Raw genomic sequence first — 19572 nt, forward strand, 5'->3', positions numbered from 1 at the left:
CGGCACCACGGTTGGCTAGCGTGCCCTGTCGGGCGGCCCGTACCCCCTTGAGGCGAACCACGCCGAGCGGGCTCCCCCGCCGAATCCGGGCTGCCCGCAGGGAGTTCGGGACCGGGGACCCATATGCAAAACCGGGGTGAATCGGTCTGTATCCCCACTCGGACCGTAGGGCAGCCTTCCGTTCCGCCCGAACCCGACAGCTAACCCGGTAGGCGGTCCACGGAAGGAGATGCCGGCTTTGGCATCGCATCGCAAACCGCGCAGCCGGGTACGCACCACCACCCCCGCCGTCGGGCTCACGACGGCCGCACTGGCGGGGGTGACCCTGCTGTCGACCCAGAGTGCCACGGCCGCCCCGAGCGCACCCAGGCCCAGCATCGAGGACGTGCAGAAGAAGGTCGACGACCTCTACCGGCAGGCGGGCACCGCGACCCAGCAGTACAACCAGGCGAAGGAGGCCTCCGCCACGCAGCGCGGCAAGGTCGACGCCCTGCTGGAGGACGTGGCCGAGCGCGCCGACAAACTGAACGAGGCGCGCAGGACGCTCGGCAACTACGCGGCCGCGCAGTACCGCACCGGCTCCATCGCCCCGACCGCCACCTTCTTCCTGGCCGACGACCCGCAGTCGTACTTCGACCAGAACCAGCTGATGAACCGGATGACCGCCCAGCAGCAGAAGGCGGTCACGGACTTCCGTACGCAGCAGGCAGCGGCGGCGAAGAAGCGCACCGAGGCGGTGAAGAGCCTGGAGACGCTCACCGAGTCCCAGGCCACGCTCCGGACCAGCAAACAATCCGTCCAGAAGAAGTTGGGTGAGGCGCGCGCGACGCTGTCGAAGCTGACGGCCGAGGAGAAGGCGCGGCTGGCGGCACTGGAGCGCGAGAAGGAGGCGGAGGCCAAGCGCAAGGCGGAGGAACTCGCCCGTCGGCAGGCCGCCGCCAAGGCCGAGGCGGACCGCAAGGCCGAGGAGGCGGCGAAGGAGGCCGGCTCCACCGGCGGCACGGGGACGGGCGCGGGAACCGGGACCGGCTCGGACACCAGCGCCACCACGAAGGCCGAGAAGGTTCTCGCCTTCGCCCGCGCCCAGATCGGCAAGCCGTACGTCTGGGGAGCGACGGGCCCCTCCTCGTACGACTGCTCGGGGCTGACCCAGGCCGCCTGGAAGGCGGCGGGCGTCGACATCCCCCGCACCACCTGGGACCAGGTGAAGACCGGCACCCGGATAGCCACGGCCGACCTGCAGCCGGGCGACCTCGTCTTCTTCTACGACGACATCAGCCACGTCGGCATCTACAAGGGCGACGGCATGATGATCCACGCCCCGAAGCCGGGGGCGAACGTCCGCGAGGAGTCGATCTACTACATGCCGATCTACGGCAGCGTGCGCCCGGCGTGACGGCGGGCCCTCATGCGCGAGTGAGCCCCTGCCGGATCCGGCAGGGGCTCACTCGCGCATGAGGGTGGTCCGGCTCAGGTCCAGAGCGTCGCGATCAAGATGTTGGCGACCGTCAGCCCGCCGACCGCCGCGAAGGCACCCTTCTCGGCCTTCTCCTCGTCCCGCTTGATGTAGACCAGCGCGAGGATCACCACCAGGACCGCCAGCTTCACGCCGATCTTGATGTTGTTGACCGGGTGGTCGTCGGCCTGGTTGAGCCCGACCAGCGCGACACCGGTGACCAGCATGGTCAGCGCGCCGTGCAGCATCGCCGGGACGAAGCGTGCCGTGCCCGCGCCCATCGCCTTCATCTGGGTCAGGAAGCCGCCCAGGAGGGCGGCGATGCCGATGATGTGCAGCGCGACGAAGATATTGATGAGTACGTCCATGAGGCCGCAGCCTAGCCGGGGCCATATCACCCCTCTTCGGCGAGGTGGGGGCTCTTCGGCATTTCACTTACATCTGTACCAATTGCCTGACTCTGGTGTAATTTTCCAGTCGCTCAGCGACAGCACATTGCCAAATTCGGGCAATAGCCGTCATTGCGACTCTTCCTCGCGCCCCGGGCTTAGCGTCCCTGTCCAGGTGGCCGGCTTCACCACCGCTCCGCACCCGGACGGCAGCCCGGTCACCCCGCCGAGAAATCCGGCGGCGGGCCGCTCCCCCTGTTGGCGTCCCGCCGCCGGACCTCAGCGGCCCGCCGGTAGGCCCCGACGGGCAGTCGACGCAAGGAGCCCCGCCCCCGTGGCAGCGCATCGGAAACCCAGGCAGCGCCCGCACACCGGCTCCGCCGCCCGCACCGCAGCCACCCTCGCCTTCGCCGGGGCCGCGACCGCCGCCGCCCTGCCGGGCTCCGCGCACGCCGAACCACAGCCCACCCCCACCCGGATCAAGGCCGCGGTGGACCGGCTGTACCACGACGCCGAGGTCGCCACCGAGCAGTACAACGGCGCGAAAGAGAAAGCGACCGCCGCGGCCAAGTCCCTGAACGCACTGCGCGACGAGGCCGCCCGCAGGACCGAACGCCTCAACGCCTCCCGCAACGCACTCGGTTCGCTCGCCGCCGCGGAGTACCGCACCGGCGGCCTCGACCCCTCCGTGCAGCTGGCGCTGTCCTCGGACCCCGACCAGTATCTGCAACGGGCCTCGTACGTGGACCGGGCCGCCGACCGCCAGGCGGCCGAGGTCTCCAACGTGCAGCGGCAGGTCACCGAGATCGCCCAGCTGCGCGCGGAGGCGAAGGACGAGCTGGCGGCCCTCACCGCCCGCCGGGCCGACCTGAAGAAGCACCGGACGACGGTCAGGGCCAGACTGGCCGACGCCCAGAAGCTCCTGGACACCCTCTCACCCGCGGAGCGCGCCGAGTTCGAACGCTCGGACACCGCCCGCGCCGCCGCCCGCGCGGATCGCAGCGCCCCGCGCTTAGGCACCGCCCAGGCCCCCAACGCCCGCGCCGCGGAGGCCGTCGCGTTCGCCTACGGGGCGCTCGGCAAGCCGTACGTCTGGGGCGCGACCGGACCGTCCTCGTTCGACTGCTCCGGGCTGACCCAGGCCGCCTGGCGCTCCGCCGGCGTCTCGCTCCCCCGCACCACATACACCCAGATCAACGTCGGCCGGAACATCCCCCGCTCCGAACTCGCCCCCGGTGACCTGGTGTTCTTCTACTCCGGGATCAGCCATGTCGGTCTCTACATCGGCGACGGACAGATGATCCACGCACCGCACCCCGGAGCGCCGGTCCGCATCGCGCCGATCGACGGCATGCCCTTCGCGGGAGCGACCCGGGTCGCATAGGTTCGCCGTCGCCGACGCCTTCCGCCGCCGCGGCATCGGCGCCGCACTCTCCGCCCATCTGACCGCGGCCGCGTTCGCGCGGGGCTTCCGGGTGGTATGGCTGGAGCCGGCCGACGCCGCTGTGGAACGGATCTACGCGGGCATCGGCTACCGAAGGGTCGGCGAGCAACTCAACATCTCCATCGACCCCGAACGGGAGAACAGCTGACTCAGACCAGCCGTCGGGCCGTCGCCCACCGCGTCAGCTCGTGCCGGTTCGACAGCTGGAGCTTCCGCAGCACCGCCGAGACATGCGACTCGACCGTCTTCACCGAGATGAACAGCTGCTTGGCGATCTCCTTGTACGCATAGCCACGCGCGATCAGCCGCAGCACCTCGCGCTCGCGCTGTGTCAGCCGGTCCAGGTCCTCGTCGACCGGCGGTGCGTCCGTCGAGGCGAACGCGTCGAGGACGAAGCCGGCCAGCCGGGGCGAGAACACCGCGTCGCCGTCCTGCACCCGGAAGACCGAATCGACCAGGTCGGTGCCGTTGATCGTCTTGGTGACGTAGCCGCGGGCGCCGCCGCGGATGACACCGATGACATCCTCGGCGGCGTCGGAGACGGACAGCGCAAGAAACCGCACCGGGTTCTCGACCGCGCCCATCAGCGGGGCACAGCGGCGCAGCACCTCGACGCCGCCGCCGCCCGGCAGGTGCACGTCGAGGAGGACGACCTCGGGGCGGGTCGCCGTGATGACAGTGACCGCCTGGTCGACGTCGGCGGCCTCGCCGACGACCTCGACACCGGTCTCCTCGGTGCGGCCGATCTCGGCCTGGACTCCGGTGCGGAACATCCGGTGGTCGTCGACGAGCACGACCCGTACCCGGCGCTCCGGGCCCCCGGTCGTTTCGGTGGTCTCCGTCATTCGCTCGCCCTCTCCATCTCCAGCTCGACTTCCGTGCCCCCGCCGGGCACCGAACGCAGCCGCGCCGTACCGCCGTTGCGCTGCATCCGGCCGATGATTGATTCTCGTACGCCCATTCTGTCCCCCGGTACGGAATCCGGATCGAATCCCGGTCCACGGTCCCGTACGGAGACGAAGACCGTGCGGCCCTCGACCTCCGCGTAGACCTGCACGGCACCGCCCTCGCCACCGTACTTCGCGGCATTGACCATCGCCTCGCGTGCGGCCTGCATCTGCGCGGCGAGCTTCTCGTCGAGCGGGCAGTCGCCGACGACGACGACCTCCAGCGGGACGCCGTGCTTGTCCTCGACCTCCGCGGCGGCGCGTTTGACCGCTTCGGCGAGGGTCTCCGGTTCGTCGCCCTCGTCCTTGCCGGTGCCCTCGGGGTTGTACAGCCAGTTGCGCAGCTCGCGTTCCTGGGCGCGGGCCAGTCTGCGGACCTCGCTGCCGTCGTCCGCGTTGCGCTGGATCAGGGTGAGGGTGTGCAGCACGGAATCGTGGACGTGAGCCGCGACCTCGGCGCGTTCCTGGGCCCTGATGCGCATCAGGCGTTCCTCCGACAGGTCCTGGGTCATGCGGACCAGATAGGGACCCGCCAGCAGCGCGATGCCGGTGAGGACGGCGATCGCCGCGGTCAGGACATTGCCGAGCTGGGCCGCGGAGCCGCGTACCACCATGAACACGGCGAGTCCCAGGCCGACCAGGGCGACCCCGGCCAGCGCCCGGGCCACATGCAGCACCCGGCGGCGGCTTCCGACCTCCATCCAGCGGGCCCGGCGGGCGTTGTCGGCCTGCCGCCACACCAGGACGGAACCCGCGCCGATCAGCAGCGTCGGCCAGATGTAACGGTCGGCCTCGCTGCCCATGTCGACGTTGCCGACGAAGATGACGGCGCCGATGAGGAGCGCGAGGAGGGCGAACACCTGCCCCTTGTCGGGCTTGCGGAGCCTGCGCCGGCCGTCGGGAGCCGTCTCGAAGACGGAGCGCGGCGCGTCGACGCCGCCGACGCCGAGCGGGACGACGATCCAGAACACGGCGTAGAGCAGAGCCCCGAGGCCGTCCGCGAGGAACAGCCCGAGGAAGACGAACCGCACCCAGACGACGGGCAGCCCGAGATGTCCGGCGAGACCGCGTGCGACGCCGCCGAGCAGCCGTCCGTCGGCGCTGCGGTACAGCTTGCGCAGCGGTGGCTCCTCCGGGTCGGCGCTGAGGGAGCTTGCGGCTCGGGGTGTGGCGGTCGGCATGCCCCGATCGTCACATGGACGGGGCAGCGGCGGTATCAGGGTCTGCCCCCACTTCGACCCTGAGACGGGCGGGCCGCACTCGGCGCACGCCCCGCGACGGCGCCCTTCAGGGTCCGGGGGAACCAATATCAGGGATCGGCCAGGGTCGGCACGGGTCCCGTCGGCGCCGCCCGCCCGTCACCATGGAGCCATGACCGTTCCCCAGGACGCCGCGCCCGGCGTCGCACCGCCGCCCGCACCGAGACCGCAGCTGCAGCGCAGCTCGCGGCAGAAAGTGGTGGCCGGGGTGTGCGGCGGACTCGGCCGGTACTGCGACGTGGACCCGGTGATCTTCCGGATCGTGATCGGTGTGCTGTCGGTGACCGGTGGCGTCGGCCTGATCTTCTACGGCTTCGCGTGGCTGCTGCTCCCGCTGGAGGGCGAGGAGGAGAACGAGGCGCGCAGGCTGCTGTCCGGCCGGGTCGAGGGGGCGTCGCTGGTCGCGGTGCTGTTCGCGCTGATCGGCTGCGGGCTCTTCCTGTCCATGCTGGGCAACGGGGGCACGCTGGCGTTCTCCGCGATGCTGACGCTCGCGGTCGTCGGTTTCAGTGTGTGGACGCAAGCCCGCAGGACCGCCGCGCCCGAGGACCCGCTGCACCCGACGGCCGCCGCGCAGGCGGTGGCGGACGCCCCGCCGGAGGTGAAGGCGCCGCCGTCGCCGGGCAGCCCGTCCTGGTGGCGGGATCCGATCGTCAAGGACGGCACGTCCGGGCCGGCGGGACCGGGGTATCTGTGGGGCCCGGCGGGTGCGGTGGCCGACAGTCCGCCGGTACGTCCCCGCAGGGCGGCGGACTCCCCGTACCGCGCACCGGGGCCGGCCCGGGCCAACCGGGGGCCACGCTCGATCGGTGGCCTGGTCTTTCTGCTCGCCCTGATCGCGGGCGGTCTGGGCACGGGGCTGAGCTGGCACACGCATCCGTTCGGTACGAGCCTGCAGTTCGGCCTGGCCGCAGCGCTCGCTGTGTTCGGTGCGGGGATGCTGGTCAGCACCTTCATCGGCGGAACCGGGTTCGGCACCGTCCTGCTCGCAATGATCACGGCGGCGCTGCTGGCGGGCGCGGCCGCGCTGCCGAAGGACATCAGCACCCATTGGGTACGGGAGGAATGGCGCCCGGCGTCGGTCACCGCGGTCCAGCCGCGGTACGAGCTGGGCAGCGGTGTCGGCACACTCGACCTGAGAGAGGTGCCGGTCCCGAAGGGTGACACGGTCCGGACACAGCTGGGGGTCGGCGCGGGCCGGGCGGTCGTCGTCGTACCGAAGGCGGTGACGCTCCGGGTGCGGGCGGACGCCGGGGTCGGCGACATCCGGCTGCCGGGCGATCTGCCGGGCCATGTGGACGTCAGCCCGTCGACGAAGGAACACCGCACGATCGCCCCGCCCGCGGGCGTCACCCCGGCGGGCACGGTCGAGCTGGATCTGGAAGTCGGTATCGGACAGGTGGAGGTCATTCGTGCTGCGTCATGAGATCCGGCCGGGCCGGGCGGTCGCGGGGATCGCGATGCTCGCCCTCGCCGCCGGTTACGCGGCGGACGCGGCGGGCACCTGGGAAGCCCCCTGGGTCTTCTTCTTCCCGGTGTTCTTCGGCGGCCTCTGGCTCGCAGCGACCACGACGTGGGTCGGCTACCGTATCCGTCGCCGTCGCGACGCGAGGAAGGCGTCCACGGAGAACGACGCGGCGCCGCCGAGCACCAGCGGCAGCCAGGCCATGAGGTAGGCCAGGTCGTTGCCGAAGTAGTACGGCTTGGCCTGCCAGCTCACGGTCAGCCACAGGCTCAGCGAGATCAGCGCCCCGCCGAGTGCGGCGAGCCGGGCCCACAGCCCGATCAGGGTGCCGATGCCGACGGCGATCTCCCCGAAGGCGATGGCGTGCCCGAAGGCTCCCGGGCTCTTCAGTGCGAGGTCGACGAGGGCCGGGATCGCGGCCAAGTCGCGCACCGCGTGCATCGTCTCGCCGATGGAGCCGGGCCCGGTGGCGCGGAAGAAGGCACTGTCCGTCAGTTTGTCGAGCCCGGCATAGAGAAAGGTGACCCCGAGAAAGATCCGCAACGGCAGCAGGGCATGCTCCCGCGCCAGCTCCCGGATGCTTCTCGCCTCGCCCAGACCTCTCGAATTCGCGCCATACCCATACATAAGACCCCGTCCTTCCGTCGACCCGTCACCAGACCATACGTACGCGGTGAACGGGCTGCTCACCTGCCCCGCGGTTCGATCAGACGCAAGCGGCGGCCGGGCGGGGAGAGACGGTCGATCGCCTCTCAGTCCGTGACGTCGATCTCGACCCGGTTCGTCTCCACCCCGGCGGCTGTCACGACCTGGACGTCCACCCGCCCGGGTTCCACCTCCACCGGGACCGGCACGGTGAGCACGGTGTCGGTCGGGTTGGCGAAGCCTCCGGTGACCGGGATCAGCGGAACATGGACATGGACATGGCCGATTCGGACCACCATGCGGGCCAGCCTGTCCGGGGCCCCGGCGCCTGGCGGCACGAAGCCCGCGCCGCGGATCTCGATGTCGTCGCCGGTACGGATCGGCGCGTCCAGGTCACCGGCCTCCCGGGCCCGTACGACGGACAGTACGACCGGGCGCCCGCCCTCCGCGTGCTTCCCCGCGAAGTACGTCGCCGCGGAGACCACCACCAGCAAGGCCAGCCCCCAGGGCAGATCGGGAAGCTGCTCGGGCCGGCGGGCCAGCCGGACCGCGGCGAAGAGGACGGCTACGGCGCTCACCAGCACGTACTGCACATCCGTGAAACTGCCGCGCCCGGAGTCGTCGGTGAGCAGATCGGCGGCGCGCGGCCGGTCCGCCCTCAGCTTCTGCAGGCGCTGCGCGAGGACGCGTACGGTCACCACCCGGCGCACGAGCACGGCGACGGCGCACACCAGCGCCAGCACGGTCAGCACCCCGGCGCCACGCGCCAGTTCCAGACCGTCGATCAGCGTGTCGCGCTCCGCGTGGCCGGAGGCCCCTGCCAGCTGCAGCGCGAGGACGAGTACGGAGAAGACGGCGAGCAGCACCCAGGCGACGGCGACCGCGCGGGAGGTGGAGAGCCGGTTGTCCTCACCGACCAGCGGGGCCAGGACGCCGCCGCGGGCCCGATGGAAGCGGGCGGCGCCGGTCAGCAGTGCCGCGGTGACGACGCCGGCGAGCAGACCGGCGGTGCGGGCGGTCGACCAGCCAGCGCCGATCGCGGTGACCGCCTCGCCGATGACGAGCACGGCGACGCTCCCCCAGACGACGGCCAGGGTGCGCTGCCAGACCCGGTGGAGCCAGGCGTCGCCCGCCTCCCGGCTGCGTTCGGCGACCGTGCGGGCCGACTCGGTCAGCTCGTCGGAGACCCACTGACGGGTCGCGGACGCGGACTGGGCGACGCCGGTCGGCAGTCCCTGGCCCGCGGCGAGTCCGTCCCGTTTGGCCAGGAAGGCGGCCACCGCGCGCCGGTGTCCCTCGCGCGCACCGTGCGGGCAGTCGCCGCACGTACAGCCACCGCCGTGCGCGCCTTGTCGTGCCTCGTCCAACGCCACGGAGAACGCCGCCCTTTCCCGCCCCAGTACCGCCAACTGACCACCGATTGCTGCGAATTGTGCCGTACGGGACGGGCAGGTGCCGCATCGGGGCGGTCCGGATGCGCAGATCGTCAGAACGTTCGAGCAATCCGCTTCCACAGCGGCTGGTAATTGAACCAGGCCACCAGGTCGCTGCCGAGCTGTTCGCGGGTGGCGACGGCGTCCCGGTGCTCGATCAGCACCGGCTTCCCGGCCGCCCGCGCGGTCAGCTGCACCTGGCAGGAGCGCTCCATGGTGAGGAACCACCAGGCGGCCGCGTCCACCGAGTCACCGACGGTCAGCAGCCCGTGGTTGCGCAGGATGATCGCCTTGCGGGTGCCGAGCGCGGCCGCGATCCGGCGCCCCTCGTCCTCGTCGACCACGACCCCCGTGTAGGCCTGGTAGACCGCGTGATCCTCGTAGAACGCGCAGGATTCCTGGGTGATCGGCTCGATGAACTCACCGAGCGTGGACAGCGCCCGGCCGTGCAGGGAGTGGGTGTGCGCGACGGCGACGACGTCCGGGCGCGCCCGGTGCACCTGGGCATGGACGGCGAACGCCGCCTGATTGACGTGGTGGCGCCCCTCGACGACCTGCCCGTCGCCGTTGACCAGGATCAGATCCTCCGGGCTCATCCCGTCGAAGGGGGCGCCGAACGGGTTGCCCCAGAAGCAGTCGGCGAACTCCGGGTCCCGCGCGGTGAGGTGACCGGAGACCCCGTCCTCGTACCCGTACTCACCGAACAGCCGCAACGCCCCGGCCAGCCGCTCCTTGCGGTGCGCGCGTTCCTCGCCGACCGACTCGTGGACGGGCGGCATCGCGAACTGCAGCTGTTCGACGGGGATCGGCGTGGGCTCGGGCATGGCGACTCCTCGGGGCTCCCAGGGCATTCGGACGGAAGCTACCGCCGGTCACCGCAGGTGGCCAGAGCGATCACGTATCGATTCGCCGGAGCGGCGGCCCCGGACACGGCGATGCCGCCGCCCGGATGAACGAGCGACGGCATCGGCGTTGGCCCCGCGGTGGGGTCACTCCCACTCGATGGTGCCCGGCGGCTTGCTCGTCACGTCGAGGACGACGCGGTTGACGTCGGCGACCTCGTTGGTGATGCGGGTGGAGATCTTCGCCAGGACCTCGTACGGCAGGCGCGACCAGTCGGCCGTCATCGCGTCCTCGGAGGAGACGGGGCGCAGCACGATCGGGTGGCCGTAGGTGCGGCCGTCGCCCTGGACGCCGACCGAGCGGACGTCGGCCAGGAGGACCACCGGGCACTGCCAGATGTCGCGGTCGAGTCCGGCCGCGGTCAGCTCCTCGCGGGCGATGGCGTCGGCCTCGCGCAGCAGGTCGAGCCGGCCCTTGGTGACCTCGCCGACGATCCGGATACCGAGACCGGGGCCGGGGAAGGGCTGGCGCTGGACGATCTCCTCCGGCAGGCCGAGCTCCTGGCCGACCATCCGGACCTCGTCCTTGAACAGCTGGCGCAGCGGCTCGACGAGCTGGAACTCGATGTCGTCGGGGAGGCCGCCCACGTTGTGGTGGGACTTGATGTTGGCGGTGCCGGTGCCGCCGCCGGACTCGACGACGTCCGGGTAGAGCGTGCCCTGCACGAGGAACGCGACGTCCTCGCCGGCCGCGCCCGCCTCGGCGACGAGTTCGGCCTGGGCCTGCTCGAAGACGCGGATGAACTCGCGGCCGATGATCTTCCGCTTCTGCTCGGGATCGGAGACCCCGGCCAGCGCGTTCAGGAACCGCTCCTCGGCGTCGACGACCTTCAGCTGGACGCCGGTGGCGGCCACGAAGTCCTTCTCGACCTGCTCGGTCTCGCCCTTGCGCATCAGACCGTGATCCACGTACACGCAGGTCAGCTGGGAGCCGATGGCCTTCTGAACGAGGGCTGCGGCGACCGCGGAGTCCACACCGCCGGAGAGGCCGCAGATGGCGCGCTTGGTGCCGACCTGCTCACGGATCAGCGCGATCTGCTCCTCGACGACGTTCGTCGTGGTCCAGGTCGGCTCGATGCCCGCGCCGCGGTAGAGGAAGTGCTCCAGGACCTGCTGGCCGTACGTGGAGTGCAGGACCTCGGGGTGGTACTGAACGCCGTAGAGCTTCTTCTCGTCGTTCTCGAAGGCGGCGACCGGTACGACGTCCGTGGACGCGGTGACGGTGAAGCCCTCGGGAGCGGCGGAGCAGGCGTCGCCGTGCGACATCCAGACGGACTGCTCGGCGGGCGTGCCCTCGAAGAGCGTGGAACCCGTCTTGGAGACCGTCAGCGGGGTGCGGCCGTACTCGCGGGCACCGTTGTCGTCGACGGTGCCGCCGAGCGTGGTGGCCATCAGCTGGAAGCCGTAGCACATACCGAAGACCGGGACCCCGGCCTCGAACAGCGAGCGGTCGAGACTGGGCGCGCCGTCCGTGTACACCGAGGAGGGGCCGCCGGACAGGATGATCGCCCGGGGGTTCTTGGCCAGCATCTCGGCCACCGGCATCGTGGACGGGACGATCTCGCTGTAGACCCGGGCCTCACGGACGCGGCGGGCGATGAGCTGGGCGTACTGCGCGCCGAAGTCGACGACAAGGACCACGTCGGGTGTGGTGTCGGGGGCGGCGGGGGGTGCTGCTGGCACGGGGCGGCCTTCCGGCGTTGAGAGGGGGGTCGGTTCTGCCGATTCTACCGGGGTTGCGAGTGAGACGGACTTCTGCGTCTTCCGGGGTACGGGCCAAGACCCTCCGGGCGTCGGCCGGAGCGGAGCGCACGGCCGTGCCGTCGGCGGCGTCTCAGCATCCGGGCCGCGCGTTGGCCCATCGCCCGGCGCGGGTCCATACTGACGCCATGCACCAGCACACGACCTTCGTCTTTACCTATGGCATCCGGCCCGCCGGCTGCCATGGTCGTGCTGCTTGAGCAACTGACAAGCAACGTTCCAGGCGCCCCGGGCCGACAGGCCCGGGGCGTTCTGCGTTCGGGGTCCGACCGCCCCGGGGACCACATCCCCCAGGAGTCACACCATGAGCAACAGCACCGCCGCCGCGAAGACCCTCATCGAGAAGACCGGTGCGAACACCGATGAGGCCGCCCGGCTGATCGGTGAGGCCCGCGAGCGCATCGACGCCCTCGACGACCGGATCATCGGGCTCGTCCAGGAACGGATGGCCGTCTCGGCAGTCATTCAGGAGGCGCGGATCACCTCCGGCGGCCGCCGGGTCAACCTCTCCCGCGAGATGGAGATCCTCGGCCAGTACCGGAAGGCGCTCGGCAAGCCCGGCACCTCGCTCGCAATGACGCTGCTGGAGCTGTGCCGCGGCCGCGTGTGACTCCCCGCAGGCCGGCCGCGTGCAACCCACCCGCAGGCCTGGCGCGCGGCGGCCGACGGGGCTCCGGAGGCGTATCCGAGTTCGGACCGACTCTCACCCGTACGGCGCGTGACCGGTACCTCGGTGGCTTCGTTGGTCCCGGTGTCCGTGCCAGCCAGGGGCGGCTCAGGAAGAAACCACGCGTGGCTCCGCTGGAGCGTGTGGCGTACTGCAGGTACGCCGTGGGACCGCGCCCCAGCGTGCGTGACCGGTCGGCAGGGGACAGCAGCCCGGTCACCCCAAGAGCGGTCGGCTCCGGGGACGCCCGGAGCCGACCGTATCCGGTCGAAACGGTTGCGCGGGACGCAGCCGATCCAGCACGATGCAAGGGGCAAGTCCCCCATATCGCACCACTCACGACGTGGGTCGACACCTCGTACGCGCCCCCCATGCGCCGGGGCGCCGACCCGACGCACCACCTTCCCGCGGCGCCACCCCCCGGCGCCGCCCCTCGGCACCGGCGCTGCCCTGACGTCGGTGCCATCGACAAGGGCCCCGTGGACCGGTTCACACCGGACCGCGGGGCCCTTGGTCATGGGGCGGCGGCGGATTTCCGCAGGTCACGGAGCACGACGGAGCGCCGCGTGACGCATGTCACATAAAGATTCCGTGAAAGCCGAGACAACCATTGCGCCGGGTGGCTGGTCATGCATGCAGAACAACGGCCCCACCCGTGACCCCCCATCGCGGAAGGCCCGTCCACACCCCCCGTACCGCGGCCACAGCGGTACACCGGACTTCTGAGGTCTTCATGAAGCTTCGCCGCGCCATGGCGGTGGCCGCCGCCACCGCAGTCATAGCACCCGCAGCCATCCTGGCCGCCCCGGTCGCGTTCGCCGACGACACCGTCACCACCGTCGAGTCGACGAACCCGGAGCCGACCGAGAACACCGAGACCACGCCCAGCGGTACGCCGTCCGACGAGGTCACCACCACAGCTCCCGCCGAGAACACCTCCTCGCCCGCCGAGGAGACCGGCAAGCCCGCCGAGGAGACCGGCAAGCCCGCGGAGGAGATGGACAAGCCCGCCGTCGCCCCCACCGGCACGCCCTCCGCGGACACCGGCGCCACCCCGTCCGGCACGCCGTCCGAGGCCGAGGACCCGCAGGAGCCGACCGAGTGCGAGAAGTCCGACCTGGACATCTCGATCAACGGCCTGCCCGGCAAGATCGCCCGTGGCAGCGGCTGGCACAAGTTCAAGATGAACGTCTACAACTCGTCGAAGACGACCGTGCGCGAGATCGACTACTTCGCGGGCGCCTCCTCCGACAAGGACGGCAACGACCTGTTCAAGTCGAAGCAGGTCAGCCTCCAGGCGCTCGACCCGGACACCAACACGTGGGAGGACCTCAGCGAGGACGGCCGCGCGGTCGGTTACGTCGGTCAGTCCGACGAGATCCGCGCGGGCTACGAGATCGACATCCCACTGCGCATCAACGTGAAGTCGACCGCCCCGCTCGGCGCCGGATTCACCCTCGGCGCCGGTCTGTACGTCGGGGACAAGGACTGCATGGGCATCAGCGACGTGGCGTACAAGTTCCAGATCGTGAAGTCCGGCGGCAGCGGTTCGACGCCGCAGACCGGCGGCACCGCTCCGGTCCCGGCCGAGAAGCCGTCCTCCAACACCACGGGCCAGGTCTCCGGCACGCTCGCCGAGACCGGTTCGTCCTCCGCAGTCCCGATGTTCGCCCTCGCGGGCGGCGCGGCCGTAGTGCTCGGCGCCGGTGCGATGTTCGTCGTGCGGCGCCGCAGGAACGGTGACGCCGCCGCGTAACGGGCGACGTCACCGGTAGGCGTGAGGGGCTGCACTCGGAGGGGGGTGCAGCCCCTTTCGGCTGTCCGGATCCGGCCCGGTCGAAAGAGAGGCCCTACTGCTTCTTCTTCGGCGGGACCGTCGGCAGACCCAGGAACGGCAGCTTCAGCGCGCCGAACGCCTCCTTCGGCACCGCCGGTGCCTTCGGCTCGACCGCGGCCAGCCGCTCGTACGCCTCGCCCTGCGCCGGGCGCGGGTCCGCCTCGCCCTTGTTGGGCCAGAACGACATGGCCCGCTCCGCCTGCGCGGTGATGGTCAGCGACGGGTTGACGCCGAGGTTCGCGGAGACCGCCGAGCCGTCCACGACCGAGATGCCCGGGTGCCCGTACAGCCGGTGGTACGGGTCGATGACCCCGTCCTCCGCACTCGCACCGATCGGGCAGCCGCCGAGGAAGTGCGCGGTGAGCGGGGTGCCCGTCAGTTCGCCGACGTTCGACCCGGCGAAGCCGTTGATCTCGTCGGCGAGCAACGAGGCGCTGCGCGTCGCCTCCTCGATCTGGGTGGGGTTGGGCGCCCCGTGCCCCTGCCGGGCGGTGAGCAGGCCCTTTCCGATACCGCTGGGCTTGCGGTACGTCGTCAGGGAGTTGTCCAGCGACTGCATGACGAGACCGATGATGGTCCGCTCCGACCAGCGATGGTTGGAGAGCGACCGGACGGCGAGGGCCGGGTGCTTGGCCATGTTGCCGAGCCAGCCCAGCACCCGGCGGCTGCCGTACGGGACCTGGAGGATCGACAGGGAGCCCATGGCGTTGGAACCCTTGCCGTAGCGGACCGGCTCGATGTGGGTGTTCTCGTCGGGGTGGATCGAGGACGTGATGGCGACGCCCCGGGTGAAGTCGGCCTTCGCGGTGCCGTGCTTCCTGCGGTAGCGGCGGTCGCTGGTCTGGGAGCCGACGAGCGCCTCGGAGTTGGTACGGGTCAGCTCGCCGAGCCTGGCGGAGAGCCGGGGCAGCAGCCTCTTGTCCTTCATGGTGTGGAGCAGGGTCTGGGTGCCGTACGTGCCCGCCGCGACGACCACCTTGCGGGCGCGCAGCAGCGTCGGCCCGCCCTTCTTCCGGCGGTCCGTCGGGACGGTCGTGACGTGGTACCCGCCCTCCGGGTCGTCCGTGATCGCGACGACGGAGGTCATCGGGTGGACGACGGCTCCGGCCTTCTCGGCGAGGTGGAGGTAGTTCTCGTTCAGGGTGTTCTTCGCGCCGTGGCGGCAGCCCGTCATGCATTCGCCGCACTCGGTGCAGGCCTTGCGGGCGGGGCCCGCGCCGCCGAAGTACGGGTCGGCGACCGTTCCGCCGGGCTTCGCCTTCGCCGTGCCGTCGGCGTCGTTGCCGTCGCCGAAGAAGACACCGACCGGGGCGAGATGGAAGGTGTCGCCGACGCCCATGGCCTGCGCGGCCGCCTTCAGATGGACGTCGGACGGGGTCATCGTGGGGTTGAGCCGCACCCCGAGCATCCGCTTGGCCTGGTCGTAGTACGGCGTCAGCTCGTCCTGCCAGTCGGTGATGGAAGCCCACTGGCGGTCCTCGAAGAACGGGGCCGGCGGGACGTACAGCGTGTTGGCGTAGTTGAGGGAGCCACCGCCGACGCCCGCCCCGGCGAGCACCATCACCTTGCCGAGCAGATGCACGCGCTGGATGCCGAAGAGCCCGAGGGCGGGGGCCCACAGGTAGTTCTTGATGTCCCAGGAGTTCTTGGGGAGGGTGCCGGGGGTGAAGCGGCGGCCCGCCTCCAGGACCCCGACCCGGTACCCCTTCTCGCTCAGCCGCAGGGCGGACACCGCGCCGCCGAAGCCCGAGCCGACGACGAGGACGTCGTAGTCGTACGCCGCGTCGTCGTCGGTCTCACCTGCCGGTCCGGCCTGATTCTGGGCAGGGCTGTCCTGGGACATGGCTCTCCTCGGTGCGAAAAGGACAGAACGTGCCGCGGTGTTACGGGGTCAGCGCAGGCGGAACGCCTTCATCGCCTTCAGGCTGCGGCTCATGAACGCCGCGTACTTCTCGTCGTCCATCCCGAAGGACGGGGCGAGCGGGATCAGCCTCTGCTGGGCGACGGTCTGGGCCTCGGTGTACTTGAGGATGCCCTCGGAGCCGTGCCGCCGACCGAGACCGGAATCCTTCATTCCGCCCATCGGGGACTGCACGCTGCCGTACGCGGGGGCGTACCCCTCGTTGATGTTGACCGTGCCGGTCCGCAGCCGGGCGGCGACCTGGTGGCCGCGCCTGGAGTCCTTGGTCCAGACGCTGGAGTTCAGGCCGTACGGGGTGGCGTTGGCGAGGGCGATGACCTCGTCCTCGTCGGAGAAGCGGTAGATGGAGACGACCGGGCCGAAGGTCTCCTGGGTGCAGACGGCCATCGGTGCCTCGACGCCGTCGAGGATGGTCGGCTCGTAGAACAGCGGGCCGATGTCGGGGCGGGCGACGCCGCCCGCGACGAGTGTGGCGCCCTTCTCGACGGCCTCCGCGACATGCTGCGTGACGGTCTCCAGCTGGCGTTCACCGACGAGCGAACCCATGTCGGCGCCGTACGCGAGGGAGCTTCCGAGCCGCATGGCCTTGGTACGGGCGGCGAACCGCGCCACGAAGTCGTCGGCGACGGACTCGTGGACGTACAGCCGCTCGATGGAGATGCAGAGCTGTCCGGCGGAGGAGAAGCCGGCGCGGACGGCGCCCGCGGCGGCCTTCTCCACGTCGGCGTCCTTCAGGACCAGCATGGCGTTCTTGCCGCCGAGTTCCAGCGAGACGCCGACGAGCCGGGCCGCCGCACCCTGGGCGACCTCGCGGCCGGTACGGGTGGAGCCGGTGAACGAGACGTAGTCGGCGTGCTTGACGACCTCGGGACCGACGACCGGTCCGTCACCGAGCACGACCTGGAACACCTCGGCGGGCAGCCCGGCCTCGATCAGCAGGTCACGGGCCCAGAGCGCGGTGAGCGCGGTCTCCGTGTCGGGCTTCATCACGAGGGCGTTGCCGGAGACGAACGCGGGCAGCGCGTCGCCGACGGACAGCTCGAACGGGTAGTTCCACGGCGAGATATGGCCGACGACGCCGCGCGGCTGGCGCAGCTCGGTGACCTTGGTCAACATCGGTACGACACCGGTGTGCCGCTTCGGCTTCAGATACGAGGACGCCTTGCGCCCGTAGTGCCGGGCGACGACGGCGACCGCCTGTACCTCCTCGTGGGCGTGCAGGCGGGCCTTGCCGGTCTCCAGCTGGATGAGGTCGAGGACCTCGGCCTGGCGCTGGAGTACGAGGTCGTGGAAGCGGAGCAGGACGGCGGCCCTGGCCCGGACGGGGGTGGCGGCCCAGGCGGGCTGGGCGGCGCGGGCCCGGGAGAAGGCTTCGGCGACGTCCTCGGGGGTGGACTCCGGCAGGTCGGCGAGCTTCTCCCCGGTGAAGGGGGTGTGGTTCGCGGTACGGCCGGAGCCGACGACGCCACGGGTCAACTGGGCGACCACCTCGGGCGTCACCACATCGGCGGCTGTGCGCGCGCCCGCGGGGGCGGCGGCCACAGGGTTCGAACCAGGGTGGGCGGCAGAGGCCTGCGAGTCCGTCATGGGGCGAGAGTATGTCCAGCCGCACACTTTGGGTACCCGCCGGTAACAGGTTTTCACAGTCCCCACAAATCGAGCCAGCGATCACTGGCGGCATATTTGCTGATCAGGGGCTATCTACCGAGCAACTCCCCTGCTCCCCCTGGTTTTCCGGGCGCTCATCATGCCGCACGCACAGGCACCGTCAGCCGGCGTCACCCGGGGCGCGCCAGCCCCGCAGCATCGTGTCGAACTGGTCCCGCGTCGTCTCCCAGTCCCCCGCCGGACCCGACATGTACAACGCGTACTCCGGGCCGCCGTCCTGCGCGAAGTACATCTGGTCGATCGCGTGGCGCGGGCCGGGGTGATCATTGGACTCGGTCCAGGTGAACTCCCAGAGGGAGCCGGGACGATCGCGGTAGGGGTTGGAGTGGAGGGTCTTGCGCTCATAGCCGGGCAGCCGCTCGGTGAGCGTCTTCTCCAGGTCCACCATGTGCATGTACGGGTTGTCGAAGTCGGGCTCCGGGTCGACGCTGATCCGGATGTAGTGCTCGCCGTCGTCCGGCGTGTAGTCGACGTTCCGGCCGACCACCCGGCGTTTCCAGCCGTCGGGGACGACCAGGCCGAACCCTTCGGGATCGGTCACCGGGTGCCAGCCGTCGGGCACTGCCTCGGCGGAGGTGCCGGGTCCCGGATCCCGGGACGAGGTGCGCGGCGGAGTGTTCGTCGCATGGACCGTTCCGCCCTGCGTGCCGCCCGTCCCGGAGCCCTCGCCGAACTTCATCGCGGCCACCCCGGCGCCGCCGCCGACCAGCGCGGCGAGCGCGATGACCAGGATCGTCGTACGCCACCGGCCGCGGCTGCGGCGGGTCACCGGGGCGGCCGTGAACTGCGGTACGGGGTCGAGTGCCTCCGTCCCGGTGTCGGCCGTGCGCCCCGTGGTACCCGGGTCCGTCGCCCGCAGGGCTTCCTCGGGCACCCGCTGCGTCGGTACGTACGCCTGCGCCGCCCGGGGCTCCCGCCCCTCCATCGCGTCCAGCAGCATCCGTTCCGTCTCGGCCGCCGAGGGCCGGTCCGCCGGGTCCTTGCGGAGCAGTGCGGTGATCACCGGGCCGAGCGCGCCGGCCCGGGCGGGCGGCGGCGGTTCCTCGGCGACGACGGCCTGCATGGTGGAGATCGGGGACGTACGGCGGAACGGCGAGCGTCCCTCGACCGCGGAGTAGAGCGTGGCGCCGAGCGACCAGAGGTCGGATGCGGGACCGGGATCGCCGCCGCGTACCCGCTCGGGCGCCAGATAGTCGATGGACCCGACGAGTTCACCGGTCCTGGTGATGGTCGAGTCGCCCTCTATCGCGGCGATACCGAAGTCGGTGAGCAGCACCGAGCCGTCACCGGCGAGGAGTACGTTGCCGGGCTTCACGTCCCGGTGCAGCACACCGGCGCTGTGCGCGGCGCGCAGCGCGCTCAGGACATGGAGGCCGATCCTGGCCGCCTCGCGCGGCGCGATCTCGCCACTCTCCTTGGCGGCGTCGGCGAGTGACGGCCCGTCGACGTACTGCATGACGATCCAGGGCCGGTTGTCGTACTCGACCACGTCATGGACGGTGACCACGCCGGGATGGGTGATGCGGGCCGCGGCGCGGGCCTCCTTCTGGGTCCGGGCATGGAGCACGACCCGGTCGGCCTCGGCGACGTACAGCCCGGCGGTCAACTCCTTGACGGCGACCGTGCGATGCAGCACTTCGTCATGGGCGCGCCACACCTTGCCCATGCCGCCGCGCCCCAGGACTTCACCGAGCCGATACCTTCCGGCCAGTACCAGCCCCGCGTCCGTTCCTTGCGATGGTTCCACGATTCCCCGCCCCGTTTCCTTCGGATGCCAG

At 71.1% G+C, this 19572-nt stretch carries 15 protein-coding genes, 1 pseudogene and 1 riboswitch; of the genes and pseudogenes, 6 read left to right on the forward strand and 10 right to left on the reverse strand.

The features are described 5' to 3' along the window. Positions 1 to 67 precede the first annotated feature (67 nt). A riboswitch (cyclic di-AMP (ydaO/yuaA leader) is annotated at positions 68 to 231 on the forward strand. Then, on the forward strand, positions 230 to 1396 hold the full coding sequence (locus OH809_RS17240; protein WP_406421548.1) for an NlpC/P60 family protein: 1167 nt from the start codon (positions 230 to 232) through the stop codon (positions 1394 to 1396). (Overlaps the previous riboswitch by 2 nt.) 74 nt (positions 1397 to 1470) lie before the next feature. On the opposite strand, the gene OH809_RS17245 is transcribed toward OH809_RS17240, so the two are convergent. Then, positions 1471 to 1824: a hypothetical protein gene (locus OH809_RS17245; RefSeq protein WP_406421547.1), complete on the reverse strand. Its 354-nt coding sequence runs from the start codon at positions 1822 to 1824 to the stop codon at positions 1471 to 1473. Between the two features lie 355 nt (positions 1825 to 2179). Between OH809_RS17245 and OH809_RS17250 the strand changes: the two genes are divergently transcribed. Together OH809_RS17250 and OH809_RS17255 are read left to right on the forward strand one after the other, a co-directional pair. Further along, a complete protein-coding gene (locus OH809_RS17250) occupies positions 2180 to 3229 on the forward strand; it encodes an NlpC/P60 family protein (protein WP_406421546.1) in 1050 nt (349 codons plus the stop codon). 4 nt (positions 3230 to 3233) lie between these two features. Continuing rightward, positions 3234 to 3437: pseudogene (locus OH809_RS17255) on the forward strand (GNAT family N-acetyltransferase); the annotation flags it as partial. A gap of 1 nt (position 3438) precedes the next feature. Here the strand turns inward: OH809_RS17255 and OH809_RS17260 are convergent. Continuing rightward, a complete protein-coding gene (locus OH809_RS17260) occupies positions 3439 to 4134 on the reverse strand; it encodes a LuxR C-terminal-related transcriptional regulator (RefSeq protein ID WP_406421545.1) in 696 nt (231 codons plus the stop codon). Then, on the reverse strand, positions 4131 to 5417 hold the full coding sequence (locus tag OH809_RS17265; RefSeq protein WP_406421544.1) for a PspC domain-containing protein: 1287 nt from the start codon (positions 5415 to 5417) through the stop codon (positions 4131 to 4133). The genes OH809_RS17260 and OH809_RS17265 overlap by 4 nt, the downstream gene beginning before the upstream one ends. Before the next feature lie 190 nt (positions 5418 to 5607). Here OH809_RS17265 and OH809_RS17270 point away from each other — a divergent pair, with 190 nt between their 5' ends. Next, positions 5608 to 6921, forward strand: coding sequence for a PspC domain-containing protein (locus OH809_RS17270; RefSeq protein ID WP_406421543.1), 1314 nt, complete (start codon positions 5608 to 5610; stop codon positions 6919 to 6921). 156 nt (positions 6922 to 7077) lie between these two features. Here OH809_RS17270 and OH809_RS17275 read toward each other — a convergent pair whose 3' ends face one another. The 4 genes from OH809_RS17275 to guaA all read right to left on the reverse strand — a co-directional run bounded on the left by OH809_RS17275 (position 7078) and on the right by guaA (position 11623). Then, on the reverse strand, positions 7078 to 7587 hold the full coding sequence (locus tag OH809_RS17275) for a DoxX family protein (protein ID WP_406421542.1): 510 nt from the start codon (positions 7585 to 7587) through the stop codon (positions 7078 to 7080). Between the two features lie 125 nt (positions 7588 to 7712). Beyond that, on the reverse strand, positions 7713 to 8978 hold the full coding sequence (locus tag OH809_RS17280; protein ID WP_406421541.1) for a hypothetical protein: 1266 nt from the start codon (positions 8976 to 8978) through the stop codon (positions 7713 to 7715). A gap of 113 nt (positions 8979 to 9091) precedes the next feature. Next, entirely contained in the window at positions 9092 to 9862 is a 771-nt protein-coding gene (locus tag OH809_RS17285; protein ID WP_406421540.1) for a class II aldolase/adducin family protein, read from the reverse strand. 165 nt (positions 9863 to 10027) lie between these two features. Further along, positions 10028 to 11623 carry a glutamine-hydrolyzing GMP synthase gene (gene guaA, locus OH809_RS17290; protein WP_406421539.1) on the reverse strand — a complete coding sequence of 532 codons (1596 nt, stop codon included), beginning with the start codon at positions 11621 to 11623 and terminating at the stop codon, positions 10028 to 10030. A 382-nt stretch (positions 11624 to 12005) separates the two neighbouring features. Between guaA and OH809_RS17295 the strand changes: the two genes are divergently transcribed. Next, a complete protein-coding gene (locus tag OH809_RS17295; RefSeq protein WP_406421538.1) occupies positions 12006 to 12311 on the forward strand; it encodes a chorismate mutase in 306 nt (101 codons plus the stop codon). 790 nt (positions 12312 to 13101) lie between these two features. Continuing rightward, positions 13102 to 14124 carry an LAETG motif-containing sortase-dependent surface protein gene (locus tag OH809_RS17300; RefSeq protein ID WP_406515298.1) on the forward strand — a complete coding sequence of 341 codons (1023 nt, stop codon included), beginning with the start codon at positions 13102 to 13104 and terminating at the stop codon, positions 14122 to 14124. A gap of 94 nt (positions 14125 to 14218) precedes the next feature. Here the strand turns inward: OH809_RS17300 and OH809_RS17305 are convergent, their stop codons facing one another. From OH809_RS17305 to OH809_RS17315, 3 genes are all read right to left on the reverse strand, one after another. Continuing rightward, positions 14219 to 16048, reverse strand: a complete 1830-nt coding sequence (locus OH809_RS17305; protein WP_406421536.1) for a GMC oxidoreductase — start codon at positions 16046 to 16048, stop codon at positions 14219 to 14221. 48 nt (positions 16049 to 16096) lie between these two features. Further along, positions 16097 to 17713: a succinic semialdehyde dehydrogenase gene (locus OH809_RS17310; protein ID WP_406421535.1), complete on the reverse strand. Its 1617-nt coding sequence runs from the start codon at positions 17711 to 17713 to the stop codon at positions 16097 to 16099. Between the two features lie 181 nt (positions 17714 to 17894). Beyond that, positions 17895 to 19541 carry a serine/threonine-protein kinase gene (locus OH809_RS17315; protein ID WP_406421534.1) on the reverse strand — a complete coding sequence of 549 codons (1647 nt, stop codon included), beginning with the start codon at positions 19539 to 19541 and terminating at the stop codon, positions 17895 to 17897. Between the last annotated feature and the right edge of the window lie 31 nt (positions 19542 to 19572).

It is taken from the genome of Streptomyces sp. NBC_00873 (genome assembly GCF_045207415.1).
Taxonomy (GTDB): Bacteria; Actinomycetota; Actinomycetes; order Streptomycetales; family Streptomycetaceae; genus Streptomyces.